At 58.5% G+C, this 13,222-nt stretch carries 12 protein-coding genes; 7 read left to right on the top strand and 5 right to left on the bottom strand.

Annotated features, from left to right (window positions below; translation table 11 throughout):
- Positions 1-41: 41 nt before the first annotated feature.
- From P5706_RS26195 to map, 5 genes are all read right to left on the bottom strand, one after another.
- Positions 42-770 (bottom strand): M12 family metallopeptidase, encoded by a 729-nt coding sequence (locus tag P5706_RS26195; RefSeq protein WP_285682978.1) that lies wholly within the window; start codon positions 768-770, stop codon positions 42-44.
- Positions 771-1,048: 278 nt separating this feature from the next.
- Positions 1,049-1,762 (bottom strand): M12 family metallopeptidase, encoded by a 714-nt coding sequence (locus P5706_RS26190; RefSeq protein ID WP_285682976.1) that lies wholly within the window; start codon positions 1,760-1,762, stop codon positions 1,049-1,051.
- A gap of 103 nt (positions 1,763-1,865) precedes the next feature.
- Positions 1,866-3,065, bottom strand: a complete 1,200-nt coding sequence (gene dapC, locus P5706_RS26185) for a succinyldiaminopimelate transaminase (RefSeq protein WP_285682974.1) — start codon at positions 3,063-3,065, stop codon at positions 1,866-1,868.
- A gap of 140 nt (positions 3,066-3,205) precedes the next feature.
- Entirely contained in the window at positions 3,206-5,908 is a 2,703-nt protein-coding gene (locus P5706_RS26180) for a [protein-PII] uridylyltransferase (protein WP_285682971.1), read from the bottom strand.
- 66 nt (positions 5,909-5,974) lie between these two features.
- Positions 5,975-6,757 (bottom strand): type I methionyl aminopeptidase, encoded by a 783-nt coding sequence (gene map / locus P5706_RS26175; RefSeq protein WP_138816458.1) that lies wholly within the window; start codon positions 6,755-6,757, stop codon positions 5,975-5,977.
- Between the two features lie 387 nt (positions 6,758-7,144).
- Between map and rpsB the strand changes: the two genes are divergently transcribed.
- From rpsB to ispC, 7 genes are all read left to right on the top strand, one after another.
- Positions 7,145-7,882 carry a 30S ribosomal protein S2 gene (gene rpsB, locus P5706_RS26170; protein ID WP_003219330.1) on the top strand — a complete coding sequence of 246 codons (738 nt, stop codon included), beginning with the start codon at positions 7,145-7,147 and terminating at the stop codon, positions 7,880-7,882.
- A 191-nt stretch (positions 7,883-8,073) separates the two neighbouring features.
- Positions 8,074-8,937: a translation elongation factor Ts gene (tsf, locus tag P5706_RS26165; protein WP_053254736.1), complete on the top strand. Its 864-nt coding sequence runs from the start codon at positions 8,074-8,076 to the stop codon at positions 8,935-8,937.
- A gap of 210 nt (positions 8,938-9,147) precedes the next feature.
- Positions 9,148-9,891 carry a UMP kinase gene (gene pyrH, locus P5706_RS26160; protein WP_003172271.1) on the top strand — a complete coding sequence of 248 codons (744 nt, stop codon included), beginning with the start codon at positions 9,148-9,150 and terminating at the stop codon, positions 9,889-9,891.
- A complete protein-coding gene (gene frr, locus P5706_RS26155; RefSeq protein ID WP_065886088.1) occupies positions 9,888-10,445 on the top strand; it encodes a ribosome recycling factor in 558 nt (185 codons plus the stop codon). The genes pyrH and frr overlap by 4 nt, the downstream gene beginning before the upstream one ends.
- A gap of 17 nt (positions 10,446-10,462) precedes the next feature.
- Entirely contained in the window at positions 10,463-11,218 is a 756-nt protein-coding gene (gene uppS / locus P5706_RS26150; protein WP_017137143.1) for a polyprenyl diphosphate synthase, read from the top strand.
- Entirely contained in the window at positions 11,219-12,028 is an 810-nt protein-coding gene (locus P5706_RS26145; RefSeq protein ID WP_065928976.1) for a phosphatidate cytidylyltransferase, read from the top strand.
- Positions 12,025-13,215, top strand: coding sequence for a 1-deoxy-D-xylulose-5-phosphate reductoisomerase (gene ispC, locus P5706_RS26140; RefSeq protein WP_285682963.1), 1,191 nt, complete (start codon positions 12,025-12,027; stop codon positions 13,213-13,215). The genes P5706_RS26145 and ispC overlap by 4 nt, the downstream gene beginning before the upstream one ends.
- Positions 13,216-13,222 lie beyond the last annotated feature (7 nt).

Genomic DNA, 13,222 nt, shown 5'->3' with positions numbered 1-13,222 from the left:
AAGGCGATCCAAAATTCGCGCGGGGTCACTTGTTCGAGTCGTCAATTCGATGAGGGGGTTGTCGATTCGGGAGCGGGCGGATAAAGGAGGGCCATGAATTTTTTATCACCTTCAGATATTTCCTCGTTAAAGGGAACGTCAACGCCATCCGTCGTAAACCATGCTGGGACTCTGTAGTGCATGATTGATTGCGGGTCATACGCTGAGCGGGTGGTGGTGCTGGGATCTAAGACAGTTAGAAAGTCGAATTCTTCTTCGGCCTTTGAAAGCCCAATTCTTTCAGCTTCCTTGTCCAGCTTTGTCCTGTCCCAGTGCACCGGATGATCCGGGTGATCATGTTCATGCTCCAGGCCCAGTGCGTGCCCGAACTCGTGCCGTATTGCATGGTTGAGCATATCAGCGGTTTGAAGCAGGTCTATGTGCATTGTAGGCTGGTCTTTTGGGACTCTTGTTGCCAGCGTGCCTACGACGGAGTGGCTCGTTGATTCTTTTTTGGTGCCGGAGATTCTGATGTCGCCATCATTGCTGGTAATGAAGTTGAACTTAAGGTTGGTATACGGTTGCCATAGGAGAATATTTTTCTTCACATAGTCTTTGGCTTTTTCCGGCATGTCGAACAGTGAGATATTAAGTGTTGAGTTCTGCTTCCATAAATACCGGGTGCTGGCGATGCCGCGTGTACGCCTGATGGTCGCGGGTGGTTCTATTTGAGTATCAGCGGGCGCGGGTTGAGTGTAGGCGGTGGGAGTCAGGGTGAGCTTATTAATCATCAGGTCATCTCTGGATTCTGTGAGCAATAGCATCCATTCAATGTAAAACTCCGCGCATTAGGTGGTCTTTTTTGAGAAGGCAGTTCCATTGCGCAGTGGTGAGTGCACACATCACCTCATCTGTAAGTCAGCACAGCGTCCGCGTTGCGCTGGCCCCTTAGCTCAGTTTGAGCCGTCATCACCAGATGGGTGATGACGTATTACGCGAAGTGTTGGCAGATCTGGATATGAGTGAGGCGAATCTGGGTGTGATGCAGTAGGCCGGCACGCAGATGCAATCAGTTGGACAGTGAGCCGTATAGCTTCCTTGCGATTGCCTTATCACCTTCTGAAACCCGTTTGTTGGCACCTACCCCCTTTCCGTCACTCGTTACGTAATCAGGGAATTCGTAATGCATGATGGACTTACTGTCGTAGGCGGTTACCAGTAAATGACCGCCGGCAGGCAGTTCCAGGATCTGGCTATAAACAAGTTCCTCTGGAAAAAGCTCACTGGCATAAGCGTCGTAAACAGCATCCTCGTCCCAGTTGATCTCATGCTCAGGGTTTTGGTGTTCATGTAACAGCCCCAAGGCATGGCCGAACTCATGCAGCGCCGTCGCTCGGAATGCTGTCGAGTCGTCGGTCCTCTCCAAATGCATCGTAGGTTCGCTCGTCGGTACGGTTTTCGCGTCGGTGCCGATCTTCGACCAGTTCCCTTTGTAGCCTTCGTCATCAGAAATTCGAATGTCGCCCTCTCTGCCGCTGACTACCCGAAACTGAAGGGCCGGGGTGTTATGAGCCCATTCCCGGATCGCATCCAAGACCAGTGCGGTACTTTTTTTGTCTCTCAGGTCCAACGCAACGGTGACAACGCCATCGGGCCAACGTTTGCTGGTATCTGCGAGTCCTCTTTTGTCTCGGATGGTGGATGCAGAGGCAGGGGGCTCACTGTGCAGCACAGGTGACTGGCCGGTTGATAAGTTACCTGGATATTGAGTCGTCAGATGCATGCTCTCTACTCTGTGGGAATATGCCCAGTAGTGGCGTGCCAGGGAGTGTTGGTTCCGTAGTCAAGCGCCCGCACTGCATTGCACAGTGCGGGTTTGGACAGGATTACTGTCGGCGCTGGATAAAGTCCCGAATCCGCTCCGCCGCTTCCACACACTCCGCCAACGGGGCCACCAGCGCCAGGCGTACGCGACCGGCACCAGGGTTGAAACCGTCGACTTCGCGGGACAGGTATGAGCCCGGCACGACGGTCACGTGTTCTTCCACGAACAAGTCGCGGCAGAAGGCGGCGTCGTCTCCCTTCACATTCGGCCACAAGTAGAAGCCGCCATCCGGGCTTTGTACGTCCAGCACCGGCTTGAGGATCGCCAGCACGGCGTCGAACTTCTCGCGGTACAGGTCACGGTTGGCCAGCACGTGAGCTTCATCCTGCCAGGCCGCAATGCTGGCCAGCTGGGTTTGCACCGGCATCGCGCAGCCGTGGTAGGTGCGGTACAGCAGAAAGGCCTTGAGGATATCGGCGTCGCCGGCTACGAAGCCCGAGCGCAGGCCTGGCAGGTTGGAGCGTTTGGACAGGCTGTGGAACACCACGCAACGTTTGAAGTCCTGGCGGCCCAGCTCCACACAGGCGCTGAGCAAGCCCGGCGGCGGGGTCTGCTCGTCGAAGTACAGCTCGCTGTAGCACTCGTCGGCAGCGATCACGAAGTCATATTCGTCGGCCAGGGCGATGAGTTTTTTCAGGGTGTCGACCGGGATCAACGCGCCGGTCGGGTTGCCGGGTGAGCACAGGAACAGGATCTGGCAGCGTTTCCAGATGTCTGGCGTTACCGCATCGAAATCCGGGTTGAAACCGTTACTGTCCAGACACGGCAGGTAATACGGCTTGGCCCCGGCCAGGAACGCAGCGCCTTCGTAGATCTGGTAGAACGGGTTCGGGCTGACCACCAGTGCATCGTCAGCGCGGTTGACCACGGTTTGGGTGAAGGCAAACAGTGCCTCGCGGGTGCCGTTGACCGGCAAAATGTTGCGCGCCGGGTCCAGCCAGCCTTTGGGTACGTTAAAGCGCCGCTCGCACCAGGCGCCGATGGCCTCACGCAGGGCCGGGATGCCCAGGGTGCTCGGGTACACCGCCATCTGGTCGAGGTTGTCCGCCAGGGCCTTGGCTACGAAGGCTGGGGATTTGTGTTTCGGCTCGCCGATGGACAGCGCGATCGGGCGTTTGTCCGGGTTCGGTGCGACGCTGCCGAGCAGGGCGCGCAGTTTCTCGAACGGGTAGGGCTGCAGCTGGTTCAGGGCGTTGTTCATGTAAGCCTCTTACGGTCAGCACGCACTCTGTGGGAGCTGGCTTGCCTGCGATGGCATCACTGTGGTCTGCCTGATAGACCAAGGTGTCTGCATCGCAGGCAAGCCAGCTCCCACATGAATCGTGTCCACAATGTTAAAAATCAAATGGTCAGTCTGGTCAGCTCGACGCCCGGTTCCTGGCTCACGCTCAATTGCTGCACGATTGCTTCCTGCAAACGCAGGCACAGCTGCGGGTCGGACAGCGGCTGGTTGTCGGCGTCGGTAATGAAAAACACGTCTTCCACGCGCTCCCCCAGGGTCGCAATCTTGGCGTTTTGCAACGACAGGTCGAACTCCAGGAAGATCCCGCCGATGCGCGCCAGCAAGCCTGGGCGGTCCGGTGCGCTGAGTTCCAGCACCGTCACCGGGCGCTGGGCGTCATTGGAAATGGTCACCTGAGGCGCAAAGGCAAAGTGTTTGAGCTGGCGCGGTACCCGACGCTGGATAATGGTCGGGTAGTCGTCCGGGTTGCGCAGAGCCTCGGTAAGGCCTTCGCGAATCTTTTTCACGCGTGCCGGGTTGTCGCCGATCGAGTCACCATCGGTGTCGAGCACAATATAGGTGTCGAGGGTGAACTGGCTGCTGGAGGTGATAACCCGCGCGTCATGGATGTTCAGGTTGAGCTGGTCCATGGCGGCCACGGTCACGGCGAAGAAGTCGTGCTGGTCGGGCGCGTAGATGAAGATCTGCGTGCCGCCCTCGAACTCGCGCTGGGTGGTTTCCTTGATCAGCACCAGTGGGCCGCCGTCGGCCGGCTGTTGCAGGATTGCGTCACTGTGCCAGGCCACGTCGCCGGCGGTGTGGCGCAGGAAGTAATCATCGCCCAGTTGCGACCACAGCTGCTCGACGTCATCCGGGTCGTTGCCACCGCGCACGAGGATATCCAGGGCCGCGCTTTGGGTGCGGCGGATCTGCTCCTCGCGGTCTACCGGGTTTTCCAGGCCACGGCGCAGCGCGCGCTTGGTCTCGGTGTAGAGCTGGCGCAACAGGCTGGCGCGCCAGGAATTCCACAGCGTCGGGTTGGTGGCGTTGATGTCGGAGACGGTCAGCACGTAGAGGTAATCGAGGCGAGTTTCATCGCCGACGATTCCGGCAAAGTCGTGAATCACCTGCGGGTCGGACAGGTCCTTGCGCTGGGCGGTGGTCGACATCACCAGGTGGTTCTGCACCAGCCATACGATCAGGCGGCTGTCCCACAGCGGCAGTTGGTGGCGCTGGCAGAAGGCTTCGGCATCAACCGCGCCGACTTCGGAGTGGTCGCCATGCCGGCCTTTGCCGATGTCATGGTACAGGCCGGCCAGGTAGATCAGCTCGGGCTTGGGTAGCTTGGCCATGAGCTTGCTGGCCAGCGGGAATTTCTCTGACACCTGGGTGTACTGCAACTTACGCAGGTGTTTGATCAAATTGAGTGTGTGGGCGTCGACGGTATAGATGTGGAACAGGTCGTGCTGCATCTGCCCGACAATAAAGCCGAACTCCGGCAGGTAGCGGCCGAGGATGCCGTAACGATTCATGCGCCGCAGGTTGCGGTGGATGCCGATCTTGCACTTGAACAATTCGATAAACAGGCTGGTATTGCGGATGTCGTTGCGAAAGTCATCGTCGATCAGGTGACGGTTTTCGCGCAGCAGACGGATAGTGTCGGCGCGTACGCCTTTGATTTCCGGCTGCTGGGCCATCAGCACGAAGATTTCCAGCATGGCGAACGGCGTGCGCCGGAACACATTGTCGTTGCGCGCCTCGATATAGCCGTCGTGCAGTTGGAAGCGCGAGTTGATCGGCTGCGGCGGGGCTTCGTCTTCCGGCGCCAGAATCACTTCTTCGAAGTGCTGGATGATCAGGTCGCTGAGTTGGGCAATGCTCATGACCACGCGGTAATACTGCTGCATGAAGCTTTCGATGCTGGTTTTTGCGTCTTCGCCTTCAAAGCCCAGCAGTGTGGCAATGGAACGCTGGTGGTCGAACAGCAGGCGGTCTTCGGAGCGCCCGGCGAGCATGTGCAGGGCGTAGCGCACTTTCCACAGAAACTCCTGGGACGAGGCCAACAGGGCATTTTCGCTTTCGACCAGAAAGCCCTCGCCTGCCAGGGCGCGCAGGTTGAGGGTGCCGTATTGGCGACGGGCAACCCACAGGATGGTCTGGATATCGCGCAGCCCGCCCGGTGAACCTTTGACGTTGGGCTCAAGGTTGTATTCGGTGTCGTTGTACTTGTGGTGGCGGGCTTTTTGCTCGGCACGCTTGGCCAGGAAGAACTCCTTGCTCGGCCACATATGCGCGGTGCTGGTGACCTCCAGCATGCGCTGGCGCAGGCGTTCGGGGCCGGCGATGGTGCGGCTTTCCATCAGGTTGGTGATCACGGTGAGGTCGGCACGTGCCTCCTCGGCGCACTCGTCCACAGAGCGCACGCTCTGACCGACTTCCAGGCCGATGTCCCACAACAGCGTCAGAAAACGCTCGATGGAATCGCGAAAGATCTCATGATCGGCGCTGTCCAGCAGGATCAGCAGGTCGATGTCGGAGTAGGGGTGCAACTCGCCGCGACCGTAGCCGCCGACCGCCACCAGGGCGATGTCGGCGTCTTCACTCCAGCTGAACTGCTCCCAGGCCTTTTGCAGGAGGTTGTCGACGAACCAGGCGCGATCTTCGATCAGCCGACGAATGTCGCGGCCGCTGCGAAAGCGCTCATCAAGCACCTCGCGGGCCTGGCGGATAGCCTTCTTGAAGGCGGCGATGGGGCTTGCCTTCAGCGCCAGTTCGGCCTGGAACTGGCCGCGGTCGAAGAGTTCGGGGTCCACCTGGGGCATCGATCGGCTTTCCTATCTGTCTATGGAGTCAGTCACAACGGTGTCGCTGGAAAACCGAGGCAACCCTCATGCCGAAACGCGAGGAATCGTGTCGTCTGCGCGCAGGGTGAAGATCTCGTAGCCGGTCTCGGTGACCAGCAGGGTGTGTTCCCACTGAGCCGAGAGCTTGCGGTCCTTGGTGATGGCGGTCCAGCCGTCGCCCAGCACCTTGGTGTCGGCCTTGCCCTGGTTGATCATCGGCTCGATGGTGAAGGTCATGCCCGCCTTGAGCTCCATGCCGGTGCCGGCGCGGCCGTAGTGCAGGATCTGCGGCTCTTCGTGGAACACCTTGCCGATGCCGTGGCCACAGAATTCACGGACTACCGAGAAGCCGTTCTTTTCTGCGTGCTTCTGGATCACTTCACCGATGTCGCCCAGGCGGCAGCCGGGCTTGACGATTTCGATAGCCTTATACATGCATTCCTGGGTGACCTGGGACAGGCGCTCAGCCCAGACCGGAACGGTGCCGACGTGGAACATGCGGCTGGTGTCGCCGTGGTAGCCATCCTTGATCACAGTGACGTCGATGTTCAGGGTGTCGCCGTCCTTCAACGGTTTGTCGCCCGGAATTCCGTGGCAGACCACGTGGTTGATCGAGGTGCAAATCGACTTGGGGAAGCCCTTGTAGTTGAGCGGGGCAGGGATGGCCTTCTGCACGTCGACTATATAGTCGTGGCAAATGCGGTCCAGGGCTTCGGTGGTGACGCCGGGTTTGACGTGTTCGGCAATCATTTCCAGCACGTCGGCAGCCAGTTTGCCGGCAACGCGCATGCCTGCGATGTCTTCGGCGGTTTTCAAGTTAACGGTCATACAGGCTCTCTCTAGCGCGACGCGCTGAAATCAATACGGTTTACGGGCGTGCGACAAAAGGTTGCAGAGTTCGCACAAGCCCCAAAAAACCTGATTCTAACAGACGTGGGCGGCAAATCATGAGCCTCTGATGATCGCTTCTGTCTATCAAGGTGGGGGCATATTGGCTCTATTCAAAGGGTTACGCAAAAGCGGAGCACGGCAAATGTGATTGCGGGTTTCGTTTTTGTCCTTCGTGTGGTATAAAATGCGCCGCTTTCCGGGGATGCCCCGCGAAGCTTAAATCCACACACGTGTCGACACGATGACCTGGGTGCCGGAGGCTTGAAGCCGCTGGTTGGTCATTGGGATACGTGGAGGCCAAACCCGACTTATTAAGGAACTATCATGTCCCAAGTCAACATGCGCGATATGCTGAAGGCCGGTGTGCACTTCGGTCACCAGACCCGTTACTGGAACCCGAAAATGGGTAAATACATTTTCGGCGCGCGTAACAAGATCCACATTATCAACCTTGAAAAAACCCTGCCAATGTTCAACGAAGCTCTGACTTTCGTAGAGCGTCTGGCCCAGGGCAAAAACAAGATCCTGTTCGTCGGCACCAAGCGCTCCGCTGGCAAGATCGTTGCTGAAGAAGCAGCACGTTGCGGTTCGCCGTACGTCGATCACCGCTGGTTGGGCGGCATGCTGACCAACTTCAAAACCATCCGTGCTTCCATCAAGCGTCTGCGTGACCTTGAAGTGCAAGCCGAAGACGGTACTTTCGCCAAGCTGACCAAGAAAGAGGCGCTGATGCGCACTCGCGACCTGGAAAAGCTCGATCGTTCCCTGGGTGGTATCAAGGACATGGGCGGTCTGCCTGACGCACTGTTCGTTATCGACGTTGATCACGAGCGCATCGCGATCACCGAAGCCAACAAGCTGGGCATCCCGGTTATCGGCGTAGTCGATACCAACAGCAGCCCGGAAGGCGTTGACTACATCATCCCAGGCAATGATGACGCAATCCGCGCTATCCAGCTGTACATGGGTTCGATGGCTGACGCTGTAATCCGTGGTCGCAACCACGTTGCTGGTGGTACCGAGCAGTTCGTTGAAGAAGCTCCGGTAGCTGCCGCTGAGTAATTAGCGCCCTGGCGTTGACTCAGTAAGCAAAAAGGGGGCTTGGCCCCCTTTTTGCCACCTCGAAAACCATTTGTCGGCAGCGCAGCTACAACTTCTGTAACGTGCAGCGGCCTACAAGGGTGATTCGGGAAGAATTGATCGCCCGTTTGATCGGGTGGAATGGTTGAAAACCTATCCAAGAGGATTTTGAAATGGCAGAGATTACTGCAGCGTTGGTTAAAGAACTGCGTGAGCGTACCGGCGAAGGCATGATGGATTGCAAAAAGGCCTTGACCAAGGCTGGCGGCGACATCGAAAAAGCCATCGACGACATGCGTGCTTCCGGCGCCATCAAGGCCGCCAAAAAAGCAGGCAACGTTGCTGCTGAAGGCGCTATCGCTCTGGTTGAAGACGGCAAGGCTGCCGTTCTGCTGGAAGTGAACTCCCAGACCGACTTCCTGGCTCTGCAAGACGACTTCAAAGCATTCGTTGCTGCCAGCGTCAAGAAAGCATTCGACGACAAGCTGACTACTGTTGAGCCGTTGATCGAAGCTCAAGAAGCTGATCGCCTGGTACTGGTCGGCAAGGTTGGCGAAAACGTCAACATCCGTCGCCTGGCTCGCATCGAAGGTGATGTGGTTGGCGGTTACCTGCACGGTAACAAAATCGGCGTTGTGGTTGCCCTGAAAGGCGGCGACGTTGAGCTGGCAAAAGACATCGCTATGCACGTAGCGGCCAGCAACCCTGAATTCCTGCTGCCATCGGAAGTCTCCGCTGACGCAATCGAACGCGAAAAAGCCGTGTTCCTGAGCCTCAACGCTGACAAGATCGCCGGCAAGCCGGAAAACATCGTTGAAAACATGATCAAAGGCCGTATCAGCAAGTTCCTGGCTGAAGCGAGCCTGGTTGAGCAGGCGTTCGTCAAGAACCCTGAAATCAAGGTTGGCGAACTGGCTAAGAAAGCCGGTGCTGAAATCGTTTCCTTCACCTACTACAAAGTAGGCGAGGGCATCGAGAAGCCGGTCGACAACTTCGCTGAAGAAGTTGCTGCCCAGCTGGCTGCCGCCAAGCAATAAGACAGTTTTCAACTGTCGCCGAAAGAGGCTGCCCGCTCACGCGCGCAGCCTCTTTTCAAATGGGAAGGCCAATTTTATTTGGCTTCCTGTCGGAACTGGCTTACAAAGCCGTGTTCCGATGGCGCTGTGATAGCGTCCAGCTAGAGTGAACGCAAGCCGTAAACGGCTCGCCAAGAATTTTTAAAAAATACGCCGCAGGAGAGATTCGCAATGGCTCAGCAGGGCAGTGGTTATCAGGCTCGCTATAAACGCATTCTACTCAAGCTCAGCGGCGAGGCCCTGATGGGCTCGGAAGAGTTCGGGATCGATCCCAAGGTACTCGACCGCATGGCGCTCGAAGTTGGCCAACTGGTCGGCATCGGCGTACAAGTCGGCCTGGTAATTGGCGGTGGTAACCTGTTCCGTGGCGCGGCACTGAGTGCTGCCGGTATGGATCGTGTCACTGGCGACCACATGGGCATGCTGGCCACTGTGATGAACGCCCTGGCTATGCGCGACGCCCTGGAGCGCGCCAATATCTCGGCCATCGTGATGTCGGCTATTTCCATGGTTGGCGTGACTGATCACTATGATCGCCGCAAAGCCATGCGCCACCTGAACGCCAAAGAAGTCGTGATCTTTGCTGCCGGTACCGGCAACCCGTTCTTCACCACGGACTCGGCTGCCTGCCTGCGTGCCATCGAAATCGATGCCGACGTGGTGCTCAAGGCCACCAAGGTGGATGGCGTCTACACTGCCGACCCATTCAAAGACCCGCATGCCGAGAAGTTCGATCATCTGACCTACGATGAAGTGCTGGATCGCAAGCTGGGTGTGATGGACCTGACGGCTATTTGCCTGTGCCGCGACCACAAGATGCCGCTGCGCGTATTTAACATGAACAAGCCCGGTGCCCTGCTGAATATCGTACACGGCGGCGCGGAAGGGACTCTGATCGAGGAAGGCCAACAATGATCAACGAAATCAAGAAAGACGCTCAAGAGCGTATGCACAAATCCCTGGAGTCTCTGAACCACGCGTTTGGTCAGATTCGTACCGGTAAGGCTCACCCAAGCATTCTGGGTAGCGTGATGGTGCCGTACTACGGCACAGATACCTCCATCACCCAGGTGGCCAACATCACCGTAAAAGACTCGCGCACCCTGCAGGTCGTGGCTTTTGAGCGCAACATGCTCGGCGCTGTCGACAAAGCCATCCAGAGCGCTGGCTTGAACCTCAACCCGACCAACCTGGGTGAGTTGCTGCTGATCTCCATGCCGGCCCTGACCGAAGAAACCCGCAAGGGCTTCACCAAGCAGGCGCGCAGCGCGGCTGAAGATGCGCGGGTTGCAGTGCGTAATATCCGCCGTGATGCGCTGGGCGACCTGAAGAAACTGGTCAAGGACAAAGAAATCAGCGAAGACGAAGAGCGTCGCGCCGTTGCCGATATCGACAAGCTGACCAAAGATGCCGAGGCCCAGATCACCAAGGCCACGGAAGAGAAAGAAAAGGACCTGATGGCCGTATAAGGGGTCAGGACGCCTTCATGGAAAAGACCAAGCAGACTGTGCCCTCTGTGGTGCCGCGCCATGTCGCGATCATCATGGATGGGAATAATCGCTGGGCGAAGAAACGCTTTATGCCGGGTGTTGCCGGGCATAAAGCGGGTGTCGATGCAGTGCGCGCCGTGATTGAGGTGTGTGCCGAGGCCAAGGTCGAAGTGTTGACCTTGTTTGCCTTCTCCAGTGAGAACTGGCAACGGCCGGCCGAAGAAGTCAGCGCCTTGATGGACCTGTTCTTCAAGGCTTTGCGTCGTGAGGCCAAGCGCCTTAACGACAACAACATCAGCCTGCGTATCATCGGTGACCGCTCGCGGTTTCACCCGGAATTGCAGGCGGCCATGCGCGAAGCTGAAGCCATCACCGCCGGCAGCAACCGTTTTGTACTGCAGATCGCGGCCAACTATGGCGGCCAGTGGGATATCGCCCAGGCCGCGCAGCGCCTTGCCCGCGAAGTACAGGCCGGGCACCTGCGGCCGGACGACATCACGCCCGAATTGTTGCAAACCTGCCTGGTGACCGGCGATCTGCCGTTGCCGGACCTGTGCATCCGCACCGGTGGCGAGCACCGCATCAGCAATTTCCTGTTGTGGCAGCTGGCCTACACCGAACTGTACTTCTCCGACCTGTTCTGGCCGGACTTCAAACACGATGCCATGCGTAATGCACTGGCCGATTTCGCTTCCCGTCAGCGCCGCTTCGGTAAAACGAGCGAGCAGATCGAAGCTGGAGCCCGGGTTTAAATGCTTAAACAACGAATCATCACCGCACTGATCCTGCTGCCGATAGCCTTGTGTGGGTTTTTCCTGCTCGACGGTTCCGGCTTTGCGCTGTTTATTGGCGTGGTCGTGACCCTGGGTGCCTGGGAGTGGGCGCGTCTGGCGGGCTTTAATGCGCAATTGCCACGTGTGGTCTACGCCGCCGTCGTGGCGCTGTTGCTGTTTCTGATGCATACCCTGTCGAGCATCGTGGTGCCTTGGGTGTTGGGCGCTGCGGTGCTGTGGTGGGCGCTCGCGACCTTCCTGGTGCTGACCTTTCCGCGTACCAGCGGCCATTGGTCCAGTGTTGCCAGCAAACTGGTGATTGGCTTGCTGATTTTGCTGCCGGCCTGGCAAGGCCTGGTGGAAATCAAGAATGCACCGATGGGCAACTGGCTGATCATGGCGGTGATGGTCTTGGTGTGGGGCGCCGACATTGGCGCCTACTTCTCTGGTCGTGCCTTCGGCAAGCGGAAGCTGGCGCCGGCTGTCAGCCCCGGCAAGAGCTGGGAAGGCGTCTACGGCGGTCTGGCGTTGACCTTGCTGATCACGCTGGTGGTGGGTGTTGTGCGCGACTGGTCGGTGAAGGAAATACTCCTGGCCCTGCTGGGCACGGCAGTCGTGGTGTTCATCTCGGTGGTGGGCGACCTGACTGAAAGCATGTTCAAGCGCCAGGCCGGGATCAAGGACAGCAGCAACCTGCTGCCGGGTCATGGCGGCGTGCTGGACCGTATCGACAGCCTTACCGCTGCCATCCCGATCTTTGCCGTGCTGCTGTGGATGACGGCTTCGTGAGCCGCTTGCAACAGGTGACCGTGCTGGGTGCAACCGGCTCGGTCGGGCTGAGCACCCTGGATGTGATCGCTCGCCATCCTGATCGTTACCAAGTGTTTGCCTTGACCGGCTTCACCCGCTTGAGCGAGTTGCTGGCCCTTTGCGTGCGCCACACGCCGCGCTTTGCCGTGGTGCCTGAAGTGGCGGCAGCACATGGCTTGCAGCAACAGTTGCAGGCTGCAGGGCTGGCTACGCAGGTGCTGGTGGGTGAGGAAGGGCTGTGCCAGGTGTCGGCCGATGCCGAGGTGGACACCGTGGTGGCGGCCATAGTCGGTGCAGCGGGTTTGCGCCCGACGCTGGCAGCAGTGGATGCAGGCAAGAAGATCCTGCTGGCCAATAAAGAGGCGCTGGTCATGTCCGGCACGCTCTTTATGCAGGCGGTACGCAAGAGCGGCGCAGTGTTGTTGCCACTCGACAGCGAGCACAACGCAATCTTCCAGTGCATGCCCGGTGATTTTGCCCGTGGCTTGAGCCAGGTGGGTGTACGGCGGATTCTTCTTACGGCATCTGGTGGCCCGTTCCGGCAAACTCCATTGGCCGATTTGGAGCATGTGTCGCCTGATCAGGCCTGTGCACATCCGAACTGGTCCATGGGGCGCAAGATTTCCGTGGACTCGGCGAGCATGATGAACAAAGGCCTGGAGTTGATCGAGGCGTGCTGGTTGTTCGACGCTCGGCCCGATCAGGTTGAAGTGGTGATCCACCCACAAAGTGTGATTCATTCCTTGGTCGACTACGTGGACGGTTCGGTGTTGGCGCAGCTGGGTAACCCGGACATGCGCACGCCGATCGCCAATGCCCTGGCCTGGCCGGAGCGAATTGACTCGGGTGTCGCGCCATTGGACCTGTTCGCCGTTGCGCGCCTGGACTTCGAGGCGCCGGACGAGCAACGCTTCCCGTGTCTGCGTTTGGCGCGGCAAGCGGCAGAGGCGGGCAATAGCGCACCGGCGATGCTCAATGCGGCTAACGAGGTGGCTGTGGCGGCGTTTCTGGACGGGCGTATTCGCTTCCCGCAGATCCCGAGTATCATCGAGGAAGTTTTGAGCCTTGAGCCCGTTGTGGCAGTGGATGATTTAGGTGCAGTGTTCGAGGCCGACGCAAAGGCCCGCACGCTGGCCGAGCAATGGTTGAACCGCAACGCGCGTTAGTCTTTGG

The organism is Pseudomonas sp. ChxA (genome assembly GCF_030263855.1).
Taxonomy (GTDB): Bacteria; Pseudomonadota; Gammaproteobacteria; order Pseudomonadales; family Pseudomonadaceae; genus Aquipseudomonas; species Aquipseudomonas fluorescens_CB.
The sequence above is the reverse complement of the archived record's forward strand: the minus strand, read 5'-3'. Positions and strand labels throughout refer to the sequence as shown.